A 21,377-nucleotide genomic window follows, 5' to 3' on the forward strand; every position below is an offset into this window, starting at 1 on the left:
ATCGGCCTTACCGTGTCGTCCGTGTTCCCGGAGCCTGGACAACCGTTCAGGCCGCGACGGGCTCAGCAGCGGCAAAGGCCGCCCGAAGGGCGTGGCGCAGGGTCCGCGAGGTGCCCGGATGGACAGGGTCGCGGAGGCCGAACTTCTCGGCCTCCTCGACGCGCCGCTCGGGATGGCCGACCGTGCGCAGCTCGCCGGTCAGGCCGAGCTCGCCGAAGCAGGCCAGCGGACGGTCTTCGGTGCCCAGGGCCACCCCGCGCTGTGCTGAAGCGACCGCCAGCGCCACCGCAAGGTCGGCGCCGGGCTCATCGACGCGGACGCCGCCGACGACGTTGACGAAGACGTCGGCGGTGCCGGTGCCGACGTTGGCGTGGCGGCCAAGGACCGCAAGCACGAGCGCGAGGCGGTTGCGGTCGATGCCGGTCACCACGCGCCGCGGCGGCACGATCTCGCTCGGAGAGACGAGCGCCTGGACCTCGACGAGCAGCGGCCGGCTGCCCTCCATCGCGGCGAGGACGACCGAGCCGGGCTTGCCGGTGGCCTCCCCCACGAACCGCGCGCTCGGGTCCAGGACCTCCACGAGGCCACCTTGCTTCATCTCGAAGACGCCGGTCTCCGACGTCGACCCGAAGCGGTTCTTCAGCGCGCGCAGGGTGCGGTAGGTGCGCTCGCGCTCGCCTTCGAACTGCAGCACGCAATCGACGAGGTGCTCCAGCACGCGCGGGCCGGCGATCGCGCCGTCCTTGGTGACGTGGCCGACGAGGACGACGGTCGTGCCGACGGACTTGGCGGTGCGCATCAGCCGCGCGGCGACCTCGCGGACCTGGCCGACCGAGCCGGGCGCGCCGGTGAGGTCGGGCGCGTGGAGCGTCTGCACCGAGTCGATGACGCAGACCTCGGGCCGGTGGGCGTCGATGGCCGCCAGCACGGCGTCCAGATCGGTCTCGGCCAGGACGGGGACGTCGAGCGCGTGGCAGGCGCCGTGCTCCAGCCGCTCGGCGCGCAACCGGATCTGCGCCGCGGACTCCTCGCCGGAGACGTAAAGGGTCTTGCGATCGGCGCCCGCGAGGTTGCCCATCGCCATGCCGGTCAGCGTCGACTTGCCGATGCCCGGCGAGCCACCGAGCAGCACGAGCGAGCCCGGAACGAGGCCGCCGCCGAGCACGCGATCGAGCTCCCCGATGCCGGTGGACAGGCGCGAGTGCGTCACGGCCTGGACGTCGCGCAGCGCGACGGGCGTCGGTGCGCCGGCAGCGCGCCGGGCCGCACCGTTGGGGTTGGCGCCGCTGGCGGCACGCGCCGGCGCCCGTTCCTCCACCAGCGTGTTCCACTCCCCGCAGCCGGGGCACTGGCCGTGCCAGCGCGCCTCGGCATGGCCGCAGACAGAGCAGACGTGGACGGTGGACGGGCGGGCCATGACGGTCACGGAGACTAGGGTCGGGACCCGACGACTTCGCCCCCCAGGATCGCCGCCTGGGTCAGCAGGGCGACCGCGGTCGCCAGCGCGAAGGCGAGCGCGATCGAGGTGTGGGGCAGCGTGAGCGCGACCGTCCAGCAGAAGAGCGCGAAGGCGAAGAAGCCGGTGAGCATCCCGCGCAGGAGCCGCAGGGTGGCGTCCGAGCCCAGCTGCGCGTGGGTGAACGCCGCCAACACGGTGGTGATGATCGGCGACGGTGCGAGCAGGCCGCTGAGGCGCGGACCGAGGCCGGCGGAGGCAGCGGTGATCGCGAGGACCATCGCGGCGGCGCAGGCGGCGCGGACGGGAAGATCCCAGGACGGCGGCGCGACCACCCGCCGAGGTCCGGGCACCGTGTCGAACAAAGGGTCCATATGACCCATAGCTCGACACGGACCGGGCGCGACGGCGGTCGGTGCTGAACCGGCCGCGGGTATCGGCAGCACGGCGCGAGCGAGCGCGAAGCTCGCGAAGGCCACGACAAGCGCGGGCGTGGCCGCGATGTGAAAGGCCGACGCGAACGCGGTCATGGCCAGGAACGCCAGCCACGCAAGGGCCAGCGTGGCTGGCCAGCGCAGCCGCTGCGCGGCGAACCCGTAGACCAGCACGAAGGCCGACAGCGACACGAGCCCCAGCAGCGAGGTCGTCGCCGAGCGCGTCGCGAACGCGCGGTCGTGGATGATCGCGAGCACCAGCAGGATCGGCCCGGCGACGACCGGCAGGCCGCCGACCAGACCGCCGATCCGCGGGCCGAAGCGCCGCGCGGTCAGCGACGCGCCGACGACGAACGCCGGCGCGAGGATCAGCTTGAGGGCGAGGACGGCCACGGGGCGGGCAGCATGCCCGACGCGGCGGCGTCAGCGGGTGCGCGCTCAGTCGTCGAACTCGCCGTCGACGAGGCAGAAGACCGCGCCCTGGGGATCGAGCGCGACGGCAAAGCGCCCCGAGGGCACGGCCATCGGCGCGACCAGCATCCGGCCGCCCTCAGCCGTTACGCGCTCCAGTGCGGCGTCCACATCAGCAACGCCGAAGTAGACGGTCCAGTAGGGCTGAGCGATCTCCCGCTGCGCCCGCATGATCCCGCCGATCGTGCGGCCCTGATGGGCGATCGAACGATAGACGCCACCGCTGCCCGGCACCTCGGCGGTCGCCCAGCCAAAGAGCGCTTCGTAGAAGGGCGCGGCGCCTTCGGGGTCGGTCGTCTGCAGGTCGTCCCAGGCCCACGCGCCGATCGCGTTGACGAGCGCGGCGCCGGCGAACTCCGCCGGCTCCCAGAGCAGGATGACGCCACCCTGCGGATCGGCGATCACGCCCATCCGCCCCGCCCCGGGAATCGCGAACGGCTCGCTCATCACCGTCGCGCCAAGCTGCGCCGCACGCGCGACGGTCGCTTCGGCATCGTCGGTGTGCACGTACATCGACCAGGACGGCGGCATCCCCTGCTCGCGCTGCTCATCGGTCAGCGCGTGCAGTCCCGCGACCGTCGCGCTCTCGCGCTCGAAGAACGTGTAGTTGATCGCCGGCGCCTCACGGACCGTCCAGTCGAGCACCGCGCCGTAGAAGCGCGTCGCGTCCTCGACGTCGGTCGTGGTCAGGTCCACCCAGCAGGGCATCCCGGGCGTGTAGGTCGTGCGTCGTCCCATGAAGCGCGACGCTATCTCGCAATGTTGACCGCGTCGAGCCCATCGCCCATATCGGCGAGCAGGTCGGCGGTGTCCTCGATCCCAACGCTGAGGCGAATGAAGCCCTCGTGGATGTCGTCGGTGCCCCAGCGCGCGCGACGCTCGGCGGTGGAGTGCACGCCGCCGAAGCTCGTCGCCTCGGCCACGAGCTTCAAGGACCCCAACAAGCGGTCGGCGTCCTCGGCATCGGCCAACGTGAAGACGAGCACGGCGCCGAAGCCGGGCCAGCGGACGTCGCCGGCGGCGGGGTGTGCCTCCAGGAGCTCGACCAGCGCACGGGCGCTCGCCTCCTGGCGCTCCAGCCGCACGGCCAGCGTCGGCAGCGAGCGGTGCGCGAGCCAGACCTCAAACGGCCCGGGGATCGCGCCCGTCAGCCCGCGCCAGGCGCGCATCGCCTGTGCGCGAGCGGGGTCGCGGGCGGCGACGTAGCCGAGGACGAGGTCGGCGTGACCGGTCAGGTACTTCGAGGCGCTGGCCATCGCGAAGTCGGCGCCGAGCTCCAGCGCGCGCTGGCGCAGCGGCGTGGCGACCGTGCCGTCAACGGCCAGCAGCGCACCCGCGTCGTGGGCGGCGGTCGCCAGCGCCGCGATGTCCAGGCACGCCATGCCGGGGTTGCTCGGCGTCTCGATCCACGCAAGGGTCGCGCCGGGCAGCGCCGCGCGGATCGCCGCGTCATCAGACGGCACGAGCCGGACCTCGACCCCGCGCTTGGCGAGGTGGTCGGTGGCGATCACCCGCACGCCGGGGTAGGCATCTGACGGTGCGACCAGCACATCTCCGGGCCCGAGCAACGGCAGCAGGACGGCGGCGACCGCGGCCATTCCGGAGGACAGCACGACGGCCTCCCCGCCCTCGAGCTCGCCCAGCGCCGCCTCGTAGCGCGCCCAGGTCGGGTTGCCGGTGCGGCCGTAGCCGTCGGGCGCGCCATCGCCGGACCAGTGGTTGGCCGCCTGGAACGTCGGGCCGGGCAGAAACGGCTCGCCCTGGGCGGCGTCGGGAAGGCCGGCGTGCGTGCTGCGCGTGGAGTCGCCGAGGTCGCTCACGCGCGCGCCGCCCGCGGACAGCTCGCAAAGTCCGTGCTCTTGTGCGTGGCATCGCAGAACGGCTTCTCGCGCGACTGCCCGCAGCGACAGAGTGCGATCGCGCGATCGGCGGGGATGTCGAAGACCCCACCGTCAGCATCGATCAGTCGCACCGGCCCGGTGACCTTGTAGGGCCCGTCATCGCGGACTTTGATCTCGACGACGGCGCGCAGTGGCTCCATAGACCTCAGCCTATGCCCCGGGCGGTGCGAGTTCGCCCTCTGGGCGAACACTCGCGACCTGATCGCGGCCCTCCGGGCCGTGTATCAGGCGTGGTCGGTGCGCTGCTCCACGACGCCGCGCAGGTGGTCGACCACGGCGGGCGTCGACTTGCGCAGCTTGCGGATGTCCCAGCTGGTCAGCGTCACCAACAGCATCGGCGAGGTCGCCACGACCGTCGCGTTGCGCTGTGAGCGCTCCAGGACGCCCATCTCGCCGATGACGTCGCCGGGGCCGAGGTCGGCGATGTGCTCGTCGCCGCGCTCGACCGACGCCGTGCCCTCCTCGATCGCGAGCACGTCATAGGAGTAGTCGCCCTCGCGGACGAGCTCCTTGCCCGCGGGCACCGAGACCTCGGCCGCGAGGGCCGCGATGTTCGAGAGGGACTCGTCGTCCAGGTCGGCGAAGACCGGGATGCGCTTCAGCCGTGCGGTGTCCATGAGCGCATCCTTCCCGAAACCGGCACGCCGCGTCGCAAGAACCGTCACACGACGACGAAGGGCGGCCTTCGCAGGCCGCCCTTCGCACCACTTCAGGTCTTGCGGGACGCTTACTCGACGTCCGGCGTCTCGGAGCGCGATGCGTCGGGCTCGCCCGGCAGCACCTTCTCTTCGACCGGCTCGTCGGCGGCGTCGTCGCCCGAGGCACCCACGCCGACCGGCTTGGGCACCTTCTTGGGCGCGACCACCGACAGCGTGACCTCGGGACCGTCGTCGCCGTCGGGGGCCTTGTCGACCATCACCGTGCCGCCAGGCATCAGCTCGGCGCGCAGGACGAAGTCGGCCAGCGGGTCCTCGATGTAGCGCTGGATCGCACGGCGCAGCGGCCGGGCGCCCATCGCCGGGTCCCACCCCTTCTCGACCAGCAGGTCCTTGGCGTCGTCAGACAGCTCCAGCTGGAGCTCCCGCTCGGCCAGCGACTCACGGATGCGACGCAGCAGCAGCTCGACGATCGTCTTGATCTCGTCGCGCTGCAGCTTGTGGAACACGATGACGTCGTCGATGCGGTTGAGGAACTCCGGCCGGAAGACCTTCTTGAGCTCGCCCATGACGCGCAGCTTCATGTCGTCGTAGGTCATGCCGGTCTCGTCGTCGCTCACCGCGAAGCCGAGCGGCGTGTTGCGTGCGATCTCCGAGGCACCGATGTTCGACGTCATGATCACGATCGCGTGGCGGAAGTCCACCGTGCGACCCTGCGAGTCGGTCAGACGGCCGTCCTCCAGGATCTGCAGGAGGATGTTGAAGACGTCTGGGTGCGCCTTCTCGATCTCGTCGAGCAGGAGCACGCAGTACGGCTTGCGCCGCACGGCCTCGGTCAGCTGACCGCCCTCGTCGTAGCCGATGTAGCCGGGGGGCGACCCGACGAGGCGCGACACCGCGTGCTTCTCCATGTACTCCGACATGTCGATGCGGATCATCGACTCCTCGTCGCCGAACAGGAACTCGGCGAGCGTGCGGGCCAGCTCCGTCTTGCCGACACCTGACGGGCCGAGGAACACGAACGAGCCCGTGGGGCGCTTCGGGTCCTTCAGTCCGGCGCGCGAGCGGCGGATCGCCTTCGAGATGACCTCGACGGCGGCATGCTGGCCGATGACGCGCTTGTGGAGCTCGTCCTCCATGCGCATCAGCTTCTGGGTTTCGGCCTCGGTGAGCTTGAAGACCGGGATGCCCGTCCACATCGAGACGATGTCGGCGATCTCCTCCTCGCCGATGGCGGGACGCTCTGCGCCCTCGGCCTCGCCGGCCTCCCACTGCTCCTCGAGCTCGCGCTTCTTGTTGGTCAGGCGCCGCTCCTTGTCACGGAGGTTGGCGGCCTTCTCGAACTCCTGGGCCTCGATCGAGGCCTCCTTGGCGCGGCGCGTCTCCTCGATCTCCTCTTCGAGCTCCCGGTAGATCGGAGGCGAGGTCATCGACTTGATGCGCATGCGCGACGCGGCCTCGTCGATGAGGTCGATGGCCTTGTCGGGCAGCTGGCGGTCGGAGATGTAGCGGTCGGCCAACTCCGCGGCTGCTTCCAGCGCCTCGTCGGTGATCTCGATCTTGTGGTGCTGCTCGTAGCGGTCGCGCAGGCCCTTGAGGATCTGGACCGTCTCCTCGGGAGACGGCTGCTCGACGCGAATCTGCTGGAAGCGCCGCTCCAGGGCGGAGTCGCGCTCCAGGTACTTGCGGTACTCGTCGAGCGTCGTCGCGCCGATGGTCTGCAGCTCGCCACGCGCCAGCGCGGGCTTGAGGATCGACGCAGCGTCGATCGCACCCTCGGCGGCACCGGCCCCGACGAGGTTGTGGATCTCGTCGATGAACAGGATGATGTCGCCGCGCTGGGTGATCTCCTTCATCACCTTCTTCAGGCGCTCCTCGAACTCGCCGCGGTACTTCGAGCCGGCGACCAGCGCCGCGAGATCCAGCGTGTAGATCTGCTTGCCCTTGAGCAGCTCGGGAACGTCGGCGTTGGTGATCCGCTGGGCCAGGCCCTCGACCACGGCGGTCTTGCCGACGCCGGGCTCCCCGATCAGCACCGGGTTGTTCTTGGTGCGCCGGGAGAGGATCTGCATGATCCGCTCGATCTCGGTCTCGCGACCGACGACCGGATCCAGCTTGCCGTCGGAGGCGAGCTTGGTCAGGTTGCGCCCGAACTGGTCAAGCAGCTTGGAGGACTTCTTGCCCTCGCCGGTGCCCGCGCCACCTGCGGCACCCGCGCCCGCGCCCGCCTGGCCACCCTGGCGACGGCCGCCGGGGCCGGAGAGCATCCGGATGACCTCGTTGCGGATCTTCTCGGAGTCGGCGTCGAAGTCGAGGAGGATGCGGGCCGCGACGCCCTCGTTCTCCCGGACCAGGCCGAGCAGGATGTGCTCGGTGCCGATGTAGTTGTGGCCGAGGCTCAGCGCCTCGCGAAGTGCGAGCTCCAGCACCTTCTTGGCACGGGGCGTGAACGGGATCTGGCCCGAGGTGACCTCTTCGCCCGAGCCCACGATGCGCACGACCTGCGCGCGCACGCGCTCGACGGTGATGTCCAGGGACTCAAGGACGCGGGCGGCAAGCCCCTCCTCCTCACGGAGAAGGCCGAGCAGGATGTGCTCGGTGCCGATGTAGTTGTGCTTGAGCGTCCTCGCCTCTTCCTGGGCGAGCACGACCACCTGGCGGGCTCGCTCTGTGAATCGCTCGAACATCTTGGGGAACGTCCTTCCTACTGCGCGGGGGGAGATTCGCTAGCGGTCGGTCGAAGAGGTGGTCCGGATGGAAAATTCGTCGACAGGAAATACAACGGTGCTGGAGGTCACCGAGTTACCCGATCTACCCACCTATTCGGCTACTAGGGCCGAGAGGATGAGTCAATCGGGTCCGTTCGGCGGGCATGAGGCAGTTTACCGCAGGGCCTGTCGGAGCCCTGCCGGACGCGAACGTCCTGCGAAGCGGGCGTTTCGCCGCGCTAGTCACGCATGGCCGGGAAGAGCACGATCTCGCGGATCGACTGGTGACCGGTCAGGAGGAGGACCAGTCGATCGATCCCGATGCCGATGCCGCCTGTCGGCGGCATGCCGTGCTCGAGCGCCTGGACGAAGATCTCGTCGTAGGGCGTGGTCTCCTCGTCGCCGGCCTCGGCGAGGCGCACCTGGGCCTCGAAGCGCGCGCGCTGCTCGTCGGGGTCGTTGAGCTCGGTGAAGGCGTTGCCGACCTCCATCCCGTTGGCGAAGACCTCGAAGCGCTCGACCAGCCCCGGCTTGCTGCGATGGTCCTTGGCGAAGGGGCTCAGCGCCTTGGGGTAGTCGACGACGAAGGTCGGCGTGATCAGCGTCGGCTCGACCTGCTTGGAGAAGAGGTCGTCGACGAGGCCGGGCCATTCGAGACCATCGGTCGGCATCTCGATCTTCGCGGCCTTGATGGCGGCGGCCAGCTCGGCGCCGGTCGGGTGCGCCATGACGTCGATGCCGGTCGCCTCCTGGATGACCTCGATGAGGCCGACACGGCGGTAGGGCGTCGCGCTGAAATCGATCTCGCCGTCGTAACCGGCAGCCGCCGCCAAGCGGGGGAACAGCTCCTCGACCGCATGCATCATGTCCTCGTAGTCCGCGTAGGCCTCGTACCACTCGACCATCGTGAACTCGGGGTTGTGCTTGTAGGAGATGCCCTCGTTGCGGAAGTCCTTGCCCAGCTCGTAGACCCGTTCCAGGCCACCGACGATCAGCCGCTTGAGGTAGAGCTCGGTCGCGATCCGCAGGTAGAAGTCACGGTCCAGCGCGTTGAAGTGCGTCGTGAACGGACGCGCCGCCGCCCCGCCGTAGAGCGGCTGCAGCACCGGTGTCTCGACTTCGACGAAGCCGCGCTCATCGAGGAAGCGGCGGACGGCGGAGACGATCTTGGCGCGCGTGATGAAGAGCGCGCGCGCCTCTTCAGAAGCCATCAGGTCGAGCTCGCGCTGGCGAAAGCGGGTCTCGACGTCGCGCAGGCCGTAGTGGGCGTCGGGCGGCGGGCGCAGGGCCTTGGCCAGGACGGTGTAGTCGTCGACGCGCAGGCTCAGCTCGCCGCGGCGGGTGACGAAGGCGGTGCCGTCGACGCCGATGATGTCGCCGAGGTCGAGCTGGTCGAGGAGGCGGGACATGCGCTCCTCGCCGAGGACGTCGAGGCGGGCTTGCAACTGGATGCGCCCGGAACGGTCGACGAGGTCCAGGAAGGCCATCTTGCCCTGGCCGCGGCGCTGCGTGAGGCGGCCGGCGACCCGGTAGGTGGCCTCGGTCTCGGCGCCGGCTTCGAGCCCCTCGTGGGTGGCGCGGACGTCGGCGGTCGGCACGACGCCGGGGAAGTCGGGCGGAAAGGGGTTGATACCGGCGGCGCGCAGCGCGTCGAGCTTGGCGCGCCGGACCGCGAGCAGGGCGTTGTGCTCAGCCTCTGTGGGCGCCGCGGGCGAATCGCCCGCCGGATTGTCGGGCTGATCCACCATGGCTGCCCGGAGCCTAGACGCCGACGTCGATCTTGGTGATCTTGAGCTTTCGGGCCGGGCCCTTGGGGACCGACACGGAGACCGTCTCGTTGCGCTTGTGGCCGAGCAGGGCGCGGCCGACGGGCGACTCGTTGGAGAGCTTGGCGTCTGCCGGGTTGGCCTCGGCCGAGCCGACGATCGTGAACTTCTGCGACTTGCCGGTCTTCTCGTCCTTGACGTGGACGATCGAGCCGATGCCGACGACGTCGTTGGAGAGCTCGGAGGGATCGACGACCGTCGCAGCGCGAACGCGCTCCTCGAGCTGGGCGATCTTGGCCTCGAGCATCGCCTGCGCGTTCTTGGCGTCGTCGTACTCGGCGTTCTCGGCGATGTCGCCGAAGTCCCGCGCCTCCTTGATGCGCTCGGCGACCTCGCGCCGGCCCTCGGCCTGCAGGTGCGCAAGCTCGTCCTTGAGCTTCGTGAGGCCTTCTGGGGTAAGGATGACGTCTCGGGGCATAGTGAGAGAGGTAGACCGGTCCAGGCCCGGAACCGCCTGCGGCGACCCTCCGAGCCCAGCGAGCGCGGCAGTATAGCGGCGCACCTAACGCCTGCTGGACCGCCGCACCGCAGCCTGCAGCGTGTCCAGAACGATCAGGTGACCAGCAGCGTGGACTCGTGCTCGGCGAGGACCGCACGAGCATCGGCCACGGTGTGGGTCTGCTGGAGCGCGATGTGCAGCTCCTTGCCGCCGTCGAGGCGGTCGACGTACCACGGGTGGAACTTGCGCAGATAGCGGCCGGCGCGCTCGGGGCCGAGATGCTCCTCGGCGCGGTCGATGACCCAGTGCCATTCGGCAAGGATCTCTGCCGCGGTCGGGCCGTCGTCGCGGCGGCCGAGCAGCTGCTCGAAGAGCCACGGGTTGCCCAGCGAGCCGCGGGCGAGCATGACGGCGGCGGCGCCCGTGCGCTCATAGGCGGCCTGCACCTCGGCGACCGTGTGCAGGCCGCCGGTGAGGATCACCGGGGCCGGCAGGCTCGCGACCAACTCGGCGGCGAGGTCGTAGTCGGGCACGCCGGCGTGGTGGACCTTGGCGCTGCGCGGATGGAAGGTGATCGCCGCCACGCCGGCCTCGGCGACCAGGCGGTGCGCAAGATCGACGCCGCTCGTGTCACCGGGCACCGAGCCGGAGCGCAGCTTGACCGTGACCGGCTTACCGCTGCCCTCGGCGGCCGCCCGCGCGACCGCGACGGCCGTGTCGGGATCCTTGAGCATCGCTGCGCCCGCGCCCGTCTTGCAGACCTTGGGCACCGGGCAGCCCATGTTGAGGTCGATGACGTCGACCTGCGGGACATGCTCGGCCACATAGGCCGCCGCGGAGCGCATGATCTCGGGGTCTTGGCCGAACAGCTGCAGCGCCGTCGGTCCTTCCTCAGGATGGACACGCAGCAGCTCGGTGAGCGTCTTCTCGTTGCCGTAGTGGATGGCGAAGCTCGACACCATCTCGCTGTAGGCCATCCCCGCGCCGTGGCGCGCCGCCTGCAGGCGCACGAACCAGTTGCCGATGCCGGCCAGCGGGGCGAGCAGCACGCGGTTGGGCACGCGGATGCCGGCAAGCTCCCAGGGGTCGGTGAGGGCGGGCTGAGGCGTCGTCACGAAGGACTCAGGATAGACGCGCCCACCGGGACCTCCACGACGGCCCTGGCCCGCCAACAGGCACGGACGCGACCTGGCGCTACCGCGCGGTCGACCCGCAGCACCGCGCCACCGGCATCCAGCCAGTGCAGGTCCAGCACAAAGCGCATCCCGACGGTGTGCACGCAGCGGCAGCGCTCCAGCCGCAGCGCGAAGGGCGGCGGCACGCGATGACCCAAGAGGCCGCGCAGGCGTGCACGCGGCGTGTCGGCGACGACGATCGGCAGCGACTCCATGTCCTCCTTAGGCCGTGGCGAGCGATGTTCGCCCCCGGGCGGGTGGGGACGGTGTCGCGGGCGGGCGGTCTTAGCTCACGTTGCGCTCGTGCAGGAGCTTGAGCCCCTTGAGCGTCAGCAGGTCGTCGACCGCGTCGATCGCATGCGTGTGCGGCACGACGACGCCGGCCAGCCCGCCGGTGGCGATCGTCGAGGCCTCCTCGCCGAGCTCCTCCTGGATGCGGGAGATCAGGCCGTCGACCGCCGCGGCGAAGCCGAAGACCACACCTGAGCGGATCGCGTCGACCGTGCCCTTGCCGATGGCGCGCCGAGGTGCGACGAGGTCGATGCGCGGGAGCTTGGCGCCTCGGCTGGTCAGCGCGTCGAGCGAGATCTCCACGCCCGGCATCAGCACGCCGCCGATGTACTCGCCCTGCACCGAGACGACATCGAAGTTGACCGCGGTGCCGAAGTCCACCGAGATGCACGGCCCACCGAGACGCTCGAAGGCGGCGACCGCGTTGACCAGGCGGTCGGCGCCGAGCTCGCGCGGGTTGTCGATCTTGATCGGCATGCCGGTGCGAATCCCGGGCCCGACGGCCAGCATGCGGTGGCCGAGATAGTGGTTGGCCATCGCCAGCCACTCGGGCTCCAGCTGGGGCACCGTGGAGGAGACGATCGACGCGCTGAGGTCCGCCAGGCCAACCCCACGCAGCTCCAGCAGGTTGCGCAGCGCGGCGCCGAGCTCGTCGGAGGTGGACGTCCGCACCGTCGCAAAGCGCCAGTGCTCAATCAGCTCGTCCCCCCGGAACGTCCCGAAGTGGGTCTGCGTGTTGCCGACGTCGACGACCAGGAGCATCGGCGGGCATCATGCCAACACCGGCGAGGAGTGCGACCGGTTAGGGTCGGCGGATGCCCGCCCGCATCTACCTCCTGCACGGCTCACATCCCAGCGACACCGCCGTGAAGGCCTTCGAGATCAAGGGTCTCCCGCTCAAGTTCGTCGAGCTTCCCATCTCGATGCAGCCGGCCATCATGAAGCCGCTGTTCGGTGGCCGCACGGTGCCGGGCGTCCGCTTCGAGGATGGCGAGAAGGTGCAGGGCTCGACGGCCATCATGCGGGCGCTGGACCGCCGCGTCTCGTCGCCGCCGCTCTTCGACGGCCCGGCCGGCGCCGCCGCGATCGAAGAGGCCGAGCACTGGGGCAACGACGTCTTGCAGTCGGTCCCGCGCCGACTGCTGTGGGCAGGCTTCACCAAGTATCCGCGCGCCATGCACGGCTTCCAGGAGGGCGCGCGCAGCCCGAAGTTGCCGATGCCGGTCGTCGTCGCCCTCTCCAAGGTCGTGCTGCCGATCGAGCGCCGCCTGAACGGCGTCGACGACAGCACCATCCGCGCGGACCTCGCAGCCCTGCCCGCGCAGCTCGACCAGGTTGACCAGTACATCGCCGACGGCGTCCTCAACGGCGAGCAGCCCAACGCCGCCGACCTGCAGATCGCGCCGTCGATCCGCCTGCTCTACACCCTCGAAGACGTCCGGCCGCTGGTCGAGGGCCGCCCGGCCGAGGCGTTCGCCTTCCGCTGGTTCCCGCGCCTGACGGCATCCGTGCCGTCCGGCGCGCTGCCGGTCCAGACCGCGGCTCAGGCCGCGACCTTGCCCGCCGCCTGACCGGCGAACGCACCGACCAGCTCGGCCACGCGATCGGGCTGGTCCCAGCTGACGAAGGCATAGGCATCGGTCAGCTCCTCGACGCGCGCGTCCGGGAAGATCGCGGCGAGGCGATGGGCGTTCTCGATCTTGAAGAACTTGTCCTCGCGCGACCAGATGAGCAGGACCGGCTTGTCGAAGGACGACAACTTGGCCGAGTTGTCCAACAAGACGTCTGGGCTCAGCCCGCTCAGCGCCTTGCGCAGGTCGGCCATGACCCCGGGATCCTGCAGCGCGCGCAGCGTCCAGCCGTCCATCACGTCGTCGGGGACCGGGCGCTTGGTCAGCCAGCCGTAGGCCAGCGGCAGGCGGCGGACGGACTTCGCGCGCATCGGCTGGAGCATCGCGCGCAGCGCGCCGGGGACCTTGGCCGCGGCGACCAGCCCCTTGAACGCCTTGGGCGGGAAATCCTCGAAGGCGTCGCAGTCGGTCAGCACCAGGCGGCCGATGCGCTCGGGCTCCTCGACGACCAGCAGCTGGCAGAGCGCGCCGCCCGTGTCGTTGCCGATCAGCGTGACGTCCTCGAGGTCGAGCGCCTCGATGATCTGAGCGACCAGCGCGGCGAGGCCGAGCGGCGAGAGGTCGGCGTGGGCCTTCAGCGGCAGCTCGTGCGAGCCGAGCGGGAGATCGGGCACGACGCAGCGAAAGCGGTCGCGCAGCCGATCGACGACCGGCTCCCACAGGCGGCCGTCCACGAGGGCCCCGTGGACGAAGAAGAGCGTCGGGCCGGTGCCCTCGTCGCGGTAGCGGATCGTCCCCTGTTGCAACGTCAGCTCGGGCATGGCGTCAGGCCTTCCAGGTAGATTGCATACAAGCTGTACGCAACTTACATACAGACTGTATGGAAATCAAGGCCAACAACAAGCAGGAGCAACGGTCGCGCGCGACGCGCGAGGCACTGCTGAGCGCCGCCCGCGCCCTGTTTGCCCAGCGCGGCTACGGTGCGGTGGGCACCGAGGAGATCGTCCGCGCCGCCGGCGTGACCCGCGGCGCGCTCTACCACCAGTTCCGCGACAAGGAGCAGCTCTTCGAGGCCGTCTTCGAGCAGGTCGAGGCCGAGACCACGCGGCGCATCGCCGAGGGCGCGCTAGCCGGCGCGACCGACCCGCTCGCCGCGCTGCGCGCCGGTTCTCACGCCTTCCTGGCCGTCTGCGCCGAGCCGGAGATCGAGCGCATCGTCTTGCTCGACGCGCCCGCCGTCCTGGGCTGGGAGCGCTGGCGCGAGATCGGCTTCCGCCACGGCCTCGGCCTGATCGTCGGGGTCCTGCAAGCCGGCATGGACGCGGGCGCGATCGCCCAGCAGCCGATCACGCCGCTGGCGCACCTCCTGCTCGGTGCGATGGACGAAGGCGCGCTCTACATCACGCGTTCCCAGGACTCCGAGACGGCGCGCGCTGAGATCGAGCAGATCATCGACCGGCTGATCGACGGTCTCGCGCCCTGAGGGCCGTCTCCGGCGTATCGGAACACTAGCCTTGTGCGCGTGGGTCACGATCACGCACACGGCGCCGCCGGCCACGGTCACAGCCACGAGATCTCCCAGGACGCCGACCGCGGCAAGCTCGCGATCGCCCTTGGGCTGATCCTGGCGTTCATGGCCGTCGAGGTCGCCGTCGGCATCGCCGCCTCGTCGCTGGCGCTGCTGTCAGACGCGGCGCACATGCTCACCGACGCCGCGGCGATCGGGCTGGCGCTCGTTGCCATCAACCTCGCCCGCCGGCCGGCGCGCGGCGCCTTCACCTTCGGCCTCAAGCGCGCCGAGATCCTGTCGGCCCAGTTCAACGGCGCGACGCTGCTGGTGCTCGGGCTGCTCATCACCGTGGAAGGCGTGCGCCGGGTGATCAACCCGCCCGACGTCGAGGGCACCGCGGTCCTCGTCGTCGCACTGATCGGCGTGGCCGTCAACCTCGCCGCGACCTGGACGCTGGCCAGCGCCAACCGCAACTCGCTCAACGTCGAGGGCGCTTACCAACACCTGCTGACCGACCTCGCCGCGTTCATCGCCACGGCGATCGCCGGCGCGGTGATCCTGCTCACCGGCTTTCGCGAGGCCGACGGCATCGCCGCGCTGCTGGTTGCCGCGATCATGTTGTACGCCTCGTTCGGGCTGCTGCGCGAGTCCGGTCGGATCTTCTTGGAGGCCGCGCCGCGCGGCATGGACGTCCAGGAGATCGGGCTGGCGCTGGCGCGCGCACCGGGCGTCGTGGAGGTCCACGACCTCCACGTCTGGGAGGTCTCCTCGGGCTTCCCGTCGCTCGCCGCACACGTCGTCGTCGGCCGCGACTGCGACTGCCACCAAGCACGGCTCGGCCTTCAGGAGATCCTGCGCGACCGCTTCGCGATCGCGCACACCACGTTGCAAATGGACCACGAGGGCGGCGACCTCGTCCAGCTCGAGGTCCGCTGCGACGAGGGGCTGCCGGTGGTCAGGGCAGGCGCAGCGGCGGACCCGCACGACGCACGCCCTCGGTGACCGGCAGCGCGGCGAGGGCGTCGGCGAGGCGCGCGCCGTCGGGCAGCGTCAGCGTGAAGTCCAGCTCCAGAAGAGGGATCAGCACGAAGCGGCGTTCCAGCAGCGCGGGGTGCGGCACCGTGAGCCGCGCTGAGCGGTGCGTACGGCCGTCGTAGAGCAGCACGTCGACGTCGACCGGTCGCGGGCCGTGGTGAACGTAGTCCGGGCCGTCGGTCGTCCGCCCCAGCGCCCGCTCGACGGCCTTGGCGGCATCCAGCAGCGCGTCGGGATCCAGGACGGTCTCCACGACGAGGCAGGCGTTGAGAAACGCCGGCTGATCGAGGACGTCGCCAACCGGGTCGGTCTCGTAGGTCGACGACGAGGCGGTGGCCACCACCCCGCGCTCGGCCAACCCGTCGACCGCGGCCTGCAGCAGCGCGCGCCGGTCGCCGAGGTTGGAGCCCAGGCCCAGGTGGGCCGTGCTCATGACGCCGGGAAGAGCAGCGCCAACTGGCGGCTCTGGGCCAGCAGCGTGCCGTCCGGCGCCCAGATCGAGCCGTCCTCCTCGAAGAAGCCGCCCTGCGAGGTCGAGGAGGAGAAGCGTGCGAGGACGGGCGTGTCGGGCGCCATGCCGGGATGCGGCAGCCGCGTCCGGAAGTGAATGGTGAGGTCGATCGTCGGGGCGGGCACCGGCGCCTTGAGCAGCGCGAAGGGGGACGGCAGCCAGGCGTCGGCGTAGAACGCAAGCGCGGCGGCGTCGGCGATGCGCGGCTCGGCCAGCCGCAGCCAGCCGCCGGCCAGCGCCTCGTCACCGCCGCCCAGCGCCCCAGAGCCGAAGACGGGCGCCGCGGCGATGCGCAGCGCGATCTCCGGAACGCCGGGCGCGGCCGGGACCGTGTGCAGCTCGGCCGGCGGGGGACCGACGGCCGGCGGCGGGGTCGCGTAGTCCGCGGCCGATGGGAAGTCAGCGGCAAAGGCGGCCAGCGCGACGACCATCGTGCGCTCGTCCTGGACGAGCCGGGCGCTGAGCGATGTCAGCGTGCGCCCGGCGCGCTCGACGGCCACGTGGATCTGCGCCGCCTGGCCGGCGACCGGCGGGCGCAAGTAGTGCAGCGTGAGCGAGCGCGGCGCACGCTCAGGGTCATCGACCGCCGCCTCCAGCGCCCGCAGGACCAGCGCGGCGATGTAGCCGCCGTTCGGGCCGCGCGGAACCGCCCACCGATCGGAGATCGTGGCCTGCCAGACGCCGTCGCCGGCGGGCGTGACGGCGGTGTCCTGCTCGAACAGGGTCATCGACGGCGTGATCGTCACGGAACGCCGATCAGTCTTCGTCGCCGCCGCGCTGGCGCCAGACCTCGACGCTCACCTCGTCGACGGGCAGCGGGATCGGCGGCTCGGGCTTGGCGGCCTTGACCCACACCTCGTCAGCCGAGTACTCGTCCAGCAGACGGTCGGCGACCGCCGAGCAGAGGCGCTCCAGCGTCTTGTAGGAGCGTTGCTGGGCGACCAGCGAGACCGTGTTGCAGACCTCGCCGTAGTCGACGGTGTCCTCGACCATGTCGGTGACGGTCGCGTCGCAGTCGCCGACCTCCAGGCGGATGTCGAGGACCAGCCGCTGACCGACCTCGCGCTCGGCGGCGGAGACGCCGTGGTGCGTGTAGAGCGACAGCCCGCGGACCTCGATGGTCACCTCGGTCTGGTCGGCCCCGTCCTCGAAGTCCGCATCCTCTTCGGCGTCGTCGGGCTCGAGCTCGTCGTCGGGTTCCTGGTCAGGCACCATCGCGCTGGAACGTAGCACTCGCGACCTTCAGCGCCTGCGACGCCTGCGCGACGTCGTGGACCCGGAAGACGCGCGCGCCGCGCTCCAGCGCGATGACGTTGGCGGCGATCGTCCCCGGCACGCGATCGTGCGGATCCGGGACATCGGCGAGCTTGTGGATGAAGGACTTGCGCGAGACCCCGATCACGACGCGAAAGCCAAGCGTGACGATCTCGTCGGTGCGGGCTAACAGCTCGAGGTTGTGCTCCAGCGTCTTGCCGAACCCGATGCCGGGATCGACGTCGATGCGGTCCTCGCGGATGCCCTCGCGGACCGCGAACTCCGCACGGTCGGTGAGGAACGCCTTGACGTCGTCGACGACGTCGGCGTAGCGCGGGCTGTCCTGCATCGTCTGCGGGTCGCCGAGCATGTGCATCAGACAGCAGCGGGCGTTGCGGTCGGCGACGAGGCCGGCCATGTCGGGTGCCTCACGGAACGCGGTGACGTCGTTGACGTAGCGGGCGCCGGCGTCCAGCGCGGCCTCGGCGACGGCGAACTTGGTCGTGTCGATCGAGACCGTCGCGCGGCTGCGGGCCAGGACGCGCACGACGGGCTCGGTCCGCCGCAGCTCCTCGTCCTCGGGCACCGGCACGGCATGGGGGCGCGTGGACTCGCCGCCGATGTCGAGGATCGTCGCGCCGTCGGCGACGAGCTGCAGGCCATGGGTGACGGCCTCGTCGCGGTCAAACCACTCGCCGCCGTCGGAGAACGAGTCCGGCGTGACGTTGAGGACGCCCATGATCTCGTAGGGCTCCGGAGCCATGGCCGCAGAAGATATCCGTGGCGGGGTGGGCGGGCCGTGGTCCGGCCGACCTGTCCACTGGCGAGCCGATCGACTCATACGATCGGGTGGTTGCGCCGAAGGGCTTCCGCATGGACAGTCCTGCTCATCGTTGCGTCCAGGCAACAACCGATCGGGGATATTTTAGTGCTCGTGCCCTGCAGCGGGCGCTGCGCCACCTACCGGTCGTCATGCTCCACGACCGCCGGCTGCCCGGTGGCGCGCTGATCGAGCACCTGGCGGTCGGGCCCGGCGGTGTCACGGTCGTGGGAGGCTGGAGCACGGCAGAGCCAGCCGCCGTCCGAGCACGCGTCACGGCGGTGCAGGAGCTGATCGGTGATCTGGCGGTTGTGAAGGGCGCGCTCTGCGTCGACGGCGAGGGGACCGCCACGCGGCTGCACCCGCTGGAGGTCGAAGGGATCGTCGTCGCCCGTACGAAGGACATCGCACAACTCGCCGCACGCGACGGCGACCTGCGCGACTACGAGCTCGCCGCGCTCGTCGACTACCTCGACGCGGCCTTGCCTCCGGCGCTCTAGGCGGCAATGACCTCGACGGTCCACGCGCCACCGGGGCGCGTGGGCTCGTGCAGCGCGACGCGACCGACGCCATCACCCTCGGCGGCGCGCGCCACATCGACAGGCTCGGTCGCGGCGCTGCGCGCCTGCAGCAGCCGGCGCGCCACGGTGCCGCGAACGGCCTTAGCCATGTGGGAGATCGGCTTGCCCTCCGCGGTCGAGGCCTTGACCTCGACGAGCGTCGCCTGCTTGGGCCGCCAGGCCGCAGCGTAGCCGCCGGAGCGCAGGTCGACGGTCAGCTGCCCGGGCTCGTCGGGGAGCGCCTTGGTGAGCGCCGGGCGCCACCAGGCGGCCAGCCCGCTGCGCGTCAACGCGGGCAGCCGCGCGCCGATCGAGAGGCGGTAGGCCGGGATGCGGTCCTCCAATGCCACGACGCCCCACAGCGCCGAGGCGACCAGGACCTGCTCACGCGCGCGGACCAGCGCGGTCGGCGACAGCGTCGCGAGATCGAGATGCTGGAAGAGCACGCCGGTGTAGATGTCGGCGGCGGGTGCCGCCGGCGCGGTCAGCAGCGCGGCGTCACGATCGACCTCCGCGCTCAGCCCAAGCGGCAGGCCCAGATGACGCAGCGCGCGCTTGCGGTTGCCGCCGGCCAGCTTGACGAGCGCCGCCAGCGCCTTGGCCCGCCGCGCGCCCAACGCGTGAGCAAAGGCCAGCGCCGTCAGATCGACCGGCGCGCCGGCCTCGGGCGCACGCTTGCCCTCGGAGGGCGGCAGGAGGACGAGCAGCGGCGGAGCGCGCTACGCGAGGTTGGGTCGTTCCGGCGCGTCGAGCCCACGCGCCTCGACCCCACCGCCGGCCAAGCCGGGCCGCGGCAGGGGCCGCGGAGCCTCGCGGCCGGCGCGATCCGCCGGAGCGTTGCCAGGCGGCAGCTGCTCATCGACGACCTCGTCGGGCCCGAAGGTCTCCTCCTCGGTCTTGCCGTCCAGCAGCGCGATGAACTCTTCCTTCTCGATCGTCTCGCGCTTGAGCAGGATCTCGGAGATCGTGGTCAGCGACTCGCGGTGCTCGCCGAGGATGTCCTTGGCGCGCTGGTGCGCGGACTCGACGATGCGGCGGATCTCGTCGTCGATCTCACGCGCGATCTCGTCGGAGTAGTCGGGCTCGGAGGAGAACTCGCGACCGAGGAAGGGCTGGCCGTGATCGTGGCCGAAGACGCGGGGACCCAGACGCTCGGACATGCCGAAGCGCATGACCATCTGCTTGGCCGTCGCGGTGACCTTCTCGAGGTCGTTGGACGCGCCCGTCGTGATCTCCTGGAAGACGATCTCCTCCGCGGCACGGCCGCCGAGGGTCATCGCCATCGTGTCCTGCAGCTCGGCGCGCGTGGTGAGGAACTTGTCCTCTTGGGGCATCGAGATCGTGTAGCCGAGCGCCTGGCCTCGGCTGATGATCGAGACCTTGTGGACCGGGTCGGAGTGCTCGAGGTAGTGCCCGACGATCGCGTGGCCCATCTCGTGGTAGGCGGTGATGAGGCGTTCCTTCTCGCCCATCACACGGGTCTTCTTCTCGGGACCCGCGATGACGCGCATGATCCCTTCCTCGAGCTCGGTCTGCGTGATCTCGCGCTTGCCGTTGCGGGCAGCGAGCAGCGCGGCCTCGTTGACGAGGTTGCTGAGATCGGCACCCGTGAAGCCCGGGGTCTGACCGGCGAGATCATCGATGTGGATCTCCTTGGCCAGCGGCTTGCCGCGCGTGTGGACCTCGAGGATCTTCGCGCGGCCCTTGCGGTCCGGGCGGTCCACGACGATCTGGCGGTCGAAGCGACCGGGGCGCAGCAGCGCCGGATCCAGGATGTCCGGGCGGTTCGTGGCGGCGATCAAGATGACGTTGTCCTTCATCTCGAAGCCGTCCATCTCGACCAGCAGCTGGTTGAGCGTCTGCTCGCGCTCGTCGTGCCCGCCGCCCATGCCGGCGCCACGGTGGCGGCCCACGGCGTCGATCTCGTCCATGAAGATGATGCAGGGCGAGTTCTGCTTCGCCTGCTCGAACAGGTCGCGCACGCGGGAGGCGCCGACGCCGACGAACATCTCCACGAAGTCCGAGCCGGAGATCGAGAAGAACGGCACGCCGGCCTCGCCGGCCACGGCGCGGGCCAACAGCGTCTTGCCGGTGCCGGGCGGGCCGTAGAGCAGCACGCCCTTGGGGATCTTGGCGCCGATCGCCTGGAACTTGGCAGGGTTCTCCAAGAACTCCTTGATCTCGTGCAGCTCCTCAACGGCCTCGTCGACCCCGGCGACGTCACGGAAGGTGATCTTCGGCGAGTCGACCGACAGCCGCTTGGCGCGCGACTTGCCGAACGACATCACCTTCGAGCCGCCGCCTTGGACCTGGTTCATGAGGAATATCCAGAACCCGATGAAGATCAGGAACGGCAACACGTAGGTCAGCAGCGAGAGGATCACGCTCGACCGTGCGGGCTTGACGTCGAAGTCCCGGATCAGGCCGTCGGCCTTGGCGGCACGCAGCTTCGTGACCAGGACGTCGGAGTAGTCCAGCGGGTAGCCGACTTGGTACTTGTTCTTGTCCGTGCCCTTGAGGCGCACGTCGATCGAGTTGTCCTTCGTGCGCAGCGTGGCCGTGTCGACCTGGCCGTTCTCGACCTGCTCGAGGAAGCCGGCGAACGAGCGGGCGGGGGCCTGATCCGATCGGGAGATCAGCTTTGAGGCGAAGAACGCCAGCACGATCACGATCAGGATCGGAAAAAGTGCGCTCTTGAAGAAGCGGCTCACGACAGGGTTAGGCTACCAGGGGGTTTGTGCCCTACTGCTGCCGTAACG

At 70.5% G+C, this 21,377-nt stretch carries 23 protein-coding genes; 4 read left to right on the forward strand and 19 right to left on the reverse strand.

Annotation, left to right across the window (positions count from 1 at the left end; translation table 11 throughout):
• Positions 1 to 46 precede the first annotated feature (46 nt).
• The 12 genes from radA to VGO10_RS03580 all read right to left on the reverse strand — a co-directional run bounded on the left by radA (position 47) and on the right by VGO10_RS03580 (position 12,119).
• Entirely contained in the window at positions 47 to 1,417 is a 1,371-nt protein-coding gene (radA, locus tag VGO10_RS03525; protein WP_327465205.1) for a DNA repair protein RadA, read from the reverse strand.
• Between the two features lie 14 nt (positions 1,418 to 1,431).
• Positions 1,432 to 2,283, reverse strand: a complete 852-nt coding sequence (locus VGO10_RS03530; protein ID WP_327465207.1) for a hypothetical protein — start codon at positions 2,281 to 2,283, stop codon at positions 1,432 to 1,434.
• A gap of 45 nt (positions 2,284 to 2,328) precedes the next feature.
• On the reverse strand, positions 2,329 to 3,099 hold the full coding sequence (locus VGO10_RS03535; RefSeq protein ID WP_327465209.1) for a VOC family protein: 771 nt from the start codon (positions 3,097 to 3,099) through the stop codon (positions 2,329 to 2,331).
• An 11-nt stretch (positions 3,100 to 3,110) separates the two neighbouring features.
• Positions 3,111 to 4,181, reverse strand: a complete 1,071-nt coding sequence (locus VGO10_RS03540; protein WP_327465211.1) for a PLP-dependent transferase — start codon at positions 4,179 to 4,181, stop codon at positions 3,111 to 3,113.
• Positions 4,178 to 4,402, reverse strand: a complete 225-nt coding sequence (locus tag VGO10_RS03545) for a CDGSH iron-sulfur domain-containing protein (protein ID WP_327465212.1) — start codon at positions 4,400 to 4,402, stop codon at positions 4,178 to 4,180. The genes VGO10_RS03540 and VGO10_RS03545 overlap by 4 nt, the downstream gene beginning before the upstream one ends.
• A gap of 84 nt (positions 4,403 to 4,486) precedes the next feature.
• The gene (locus VGO10_RS03550; protein ID WP_327465214.1) at positions 4,487 to 4,879 is read right to left on the reverse strand and encodes a cyclic nucleotide-binding domain-containing protein; all 393 of its coding nucleotides are present in this window, start codon (positions 4,877 to 4,879) and stop codon (positions 4,487 to 4,489) included.
• Positions 4,880 to 4,989: 110 nt separating this feature from the next.
• Positions 4,990 to 7,605, reverse strand: coding sequence for an ATP-dependent Clp protease ATP-binding subunit (locus tag VGO10_RS03555; protein WP_327465216.1), 2,616 nt, complete (start codon positions 7,603 to 7,605; stop codon positions 4,990 to 4,992).
• Between the two features lie 260 nt (positions 7,606 to 7,865).
• Positions 7,866 to 9,374 carry a lysine--tRNA ligase gene (gene lysS / locus VGO10_RS03560; protein ID WP_327465218.1) on the reverse strand — a complete coding sequence of 503 codons (1,509 nt, stop codon included), beginning with the start codon at positions 9,372 to 9,374 and terminating at the stop codon, positions 7,866 to 7,868.
• A 13-nt stretch (positions 9,375 to 9,387) separates the two neighbouring features.
• A complete protein-coding gene (gene greA / locus VGO10_RS03565) occupies positions 9,388 to 9,870 on the reverse strand; it encodes a transcription elongation factor GreA (RefSeq protein ID WP_327465220.1) in 483 nt (160 codons plus the stop codon).
• A 134-nt stretch (positions 9,871 to 10,004) separates the two neighbouring features.
• Entirely contained in the window at positions 10,005 to 11,006 is a 1,002-nt protein-coding gene (locus VGO10_RS03570) for a tRNA dihydrouridine synthase (protein ID WP_327465222.1), read from the reverse strand.
• Complete coding sequence (locus VGO10_RS03575; protein WP_327465224.1) at positions 11,003 to 11,281, reverse strand: DUF192 domain-containing protein; 279 nt, start codon at positions 11,279 to 11,281, stop codon at positions 11,003 to 11,005. The genes VGO10_RS03570 and VGO10_RS03575 overlap by 4 nt, the downstream gene beginning before the upstream one ends.
• Before the next feature lie 70 nt (positions 11,282 to 11,351).
• A complete protein-coding gene (locus tag VGO10_RS03580) occupies positions 11,352 to 12,119 on the reverse strand; it encodes a type III pantothenate kinase (RefSeq protein ID WP_327465226.1) in 768 nt (255 codons plus the stop codon).
• Positions 12,120 to 12,172: 53 nt separating this feature from the next.
• Here VGO10_RS03580 and VGO10_RS03585 point away from each other — a divergent pair, with 53 nt between their 5' ends.
• A complete protein-coding gene (locus VGO10_RS03585; RefSeq protein ID WP_327465228.1) occupies positions 12,173 to 12,928 on the forward strand; it encodes a glutathione S-transferase family protein in 756 nt (251 codons plus the stop codon).
• On the opposite strand, the gene VGO10_RS03590 is transcribed toward VGO10_RS03585, so the two are convergent.
• The gene (locus VGO10_RS03590) at positions 12,901 to 13,749 is read right to left on the reverse strand and encodes an alpha/beta hydrolase (protein WP_327465230.1); all 849 of its coding nucleotides are present in this window, start codon (positions 13,747 to 13,749) and stop codon (positions 12,901 to 12,903) included. The genes VGO10_RS03585 and VGO10_RS03590 overlap by 28 nt on opposite strands.
• A 59-nt stretch (positions 13,750 to 13,808) precedes the next feature.
• Here VGO10_RS03590 and VGO10_RS03595 point away from each other — a divergent pair, with 59 nt between their 5' ends.
• Together VGO10_RS03595 and VGO10_RS03600 are read left to right on the forward strand one after the other, a co-directional pair.
• Entirely contained in the window at positions 13,809 to 14,411 is a 603-nt protein-coding gene (locus tag VGO10_RS03595) for a TetR/AcrR family transcriptional regulator (RefSeq protein WP_327465232.1), read from the forward strand.
• A 39-nt stretch (positions 14,412 to 14,450) separates the two neighbouring features.
• Entirely contained in the window at positions 14,451 to 15,440 is a 990-nt protein-coding gene (locus tag VGO10_RS03600) for a cation diffusion facilitator family transporter (protein ID WP_327465234.1), read from the forward strand.
• Here the strand turns inward: VGO10_RS03600 and folK are convergent.
• The 4 genes from folK to folP are packed head-to-tail and all read right to left on the reverse strand — an operon-like array spanning position 15,394 to position 18,001.
• On the reverse strand, positions 15,394 to 15,906 hold the full coding sequence (gene folK / locus VGO10_RS03605; protein WP_327465236.1) for a 2-amino-4-hydroxy-6-hydroxymethyldihydropteridine diphosphokinase: 513 nt from the start codon (positions 15,904 to 15,906) through the stop codon (positions 15,394 to 15,396). The genes VGO10_RS03600 and folK overlap by 47 nt on opposite strands.
• Positions 15,903 to 16,712, reverse strand: a complete 810-nt coding sequence (locus VGO10_RS03610; protein WP_327465238.1) for a thioesterase family protein — start codon at positions 16,710 to 16,712, stop codon at positions 15,903 to 15,905. Before VGO10_RS03610 ends, folK begins: the two co-directional genes overlap by 4 nt.
• A 28-nt stretch (positions 16,713 to 16,740) precedes the next feature.
• A complete protein-coding gene (gene folB, locus VGO10_RS03615; protein WP_327465240.1) occupies positions 16,741 to 17,199 on the reverse strand; it encodes a dihydroneopterin aldolase in 459 nt (152 codons plus the stop codon).
• The gene (gene folP / locus VGO10_RS03620; RefSeq protein ID WP_327465242.1) at positions 17,189 to 18,001 is read right to left on the reverse strand and encodes a dihydropteroate synthase; all 813 of its coding nucleotides are present in this window, start codon (positions 17,999 to 18,001) and stop codon (positions 17,189 to 17,191) included. Before folP ends, folB begins: the two co-directional genes overlap by 11 nt.
• Positions 18,002 to 18,210: 209 nt before the next feature.
• On the opposite strand from folP, the gene VGO10_RS03625 reads away from it, so the two are divergent.
• Positions 18,211 to 18,558: a hypothetical protein gene (locus tag VGO10_RS03625; RefSeq protein ID WP_327465244.1), complete on the forward strand. Its 348-nt coding sequence runs from the start codon at positions 18,211 to 18,213 to the stop codon at positions 18,556 to 18,558.
• Here VGO10_RS03625 and VGO10_RS03630 read toward each other — a convergent pair.
• Positions 18,555 to 19,325, reverse strand: coding sequence for a YaaA family protein (locus VGO10_RS03630; protein ID WP_327465250.1), 771 nt, complete (start codon positions 19,323 to 19,325; stop codon positions 18,555 to 18,557). The two genes, VGO10_RS03625 and VGO10_RS03630, sit on opposite strands and share 4 nt — an antisense overlap.
• A gap of 12 nt (positions 19,326 to 19,337) precedes the next feature.
• Positions 19,338 to 21,329, reverse strand: a complete 1,992-nt coding sequence (ftsH, locus tag VGO10_RS03635; RefSeq protein WP_327465246.1) for an ATP-dependent zinc metalloprotease FtsH — start codon at positions 21,327 to 21,329, stop codon at positions 19,338 to 19,340.
• Positions 21,330 to 21,377: the final 48 nt, after the last annotated feature.

The sequence above is a fragment of the Baekduia sp. genome (assembly GCF_035996765.1).
Lineage (GTDB): Bacteria > Actinomycetota > Thermoleophilia > Solirubrobacterales > Solirubrobacteraceae > Baekduia.

Bases quoted from the DNA above. Each gene is read 5' to 3' on its own strand.
- VGO10_RS03585 (WP_327465228.1), top strand. From the start codon at position 12,173: ATGCCCGCCCGCATCTACCTCCTGCACGGCTCACATCCCAGCGACACC.
- VGO10_RS03535 (WP_327465209.1), bottom strand. From the start codon at position 3,099: ATGGGACGACGCACGACCTACACGCCCGGGATGCCCTGCTGGGTGGAC.
- VGO10_RS03575 (WP_327465224.1), bottom strand. From the start codon at position 11,281: ATGGAGTCGCTGCCGATCGTCGTCGCCGACACGCCGCGTGCACGCCTG.
- VGO10_RS03595 (WP_327465232.1), top strand. From the start codon at position 13,809: ATGGAAATCAAGGCCAACAACAAGCAGGAGCAACGGTCGCGCGCGACG.
- VGO10_RS03545 (WP_327465212.1), bottom strand. From the start codon at position 4,402: ATGGAGCCACTGCGCGCCGTCGTCGAGATCAAAGTCCGCGATGACGGG.
- folK (WP_327465236.1), bottom strand. From the start codon at position 15,906: ATGAGCACGGCCCACCTGGGCCTGGGCTCCAACCTCGGCGACCGGCGC.
- VGO10_RS03625 (WP_327465244.1), top strand. From the start codon at position 18,211: ATGCTCCACGACCGCCGGCTGCCCGGTGGCGCGCTGATCGAGCACCTG.
- VGO10_RS03580 (WP_327465226.1), bottom strand. From the start codon at position 12,119: ATGCTCCTGGTCGTCGACGTCGGCAACACGCAGACCCACTTCGGGACG.
- folP (WP_327465242.1), bottom strand. From the start codon at position 18,001: ATGGCTCCGGAGCCCTACGAGATCATGGGCGTCCTCAACGTCACGCCG.
- lysS (WP_327465218.1), bottom strand. From the start codon at position 9,374: ATGGTGGATCAGCCCGACAATCCGGCGGGCGATTCGCCCGCGGCGCCC.
- VGO10_RS03550 (WP_327465214.1), bottom strand. From the start codon at position 4,879: ATGGACACCGCACGGCTGAAGCGCATCCCGGTCTTCGCCGACCTGGAC.
- radA (WP_327465205.1), bottom strand. From the start codon at position 1,417: ATGGCCCGCCCGTCCACCGTCCACGTCTGCTCTGTCTGCGGCCATGCC.
- VGO10_RS03590 (WP_327465230.1), bottom strand. From the start codon at position 13,749: ATGCCCGAGCTGACGTTGCAACAGGGGACGATCCGCTACCGCGACGAG.
- VGO10_RS03610 (WP_327465238.1), bottom strand. From the start codon at position 16,712: ATGACCCTGTTCGAGCAGGACACCGCCGTCACGCCCGCCGGCGACGGC.
- folB (WP_327465240.1), bottom strand. From the start codon at position 17,199: ATGGTGCCTGACCAGGAACCCGACGACGAGCTCGAGCCCGACGACGCC.
- greA (WP_327465220.1), bottom strand. From the start codon at position 9,870: ATGCCCCGAGACGTCATCCTTACCCCAGAAGGCCTCACGAAGCTCAAG.
- VGO10_RS03555 (WP_327465216.1), bottom strand. From the start codon at position 7,605: ATGTTCGAGCGATTCACAGAGCGAGCCCGCCAGGTGGTCGTGCTCGCC.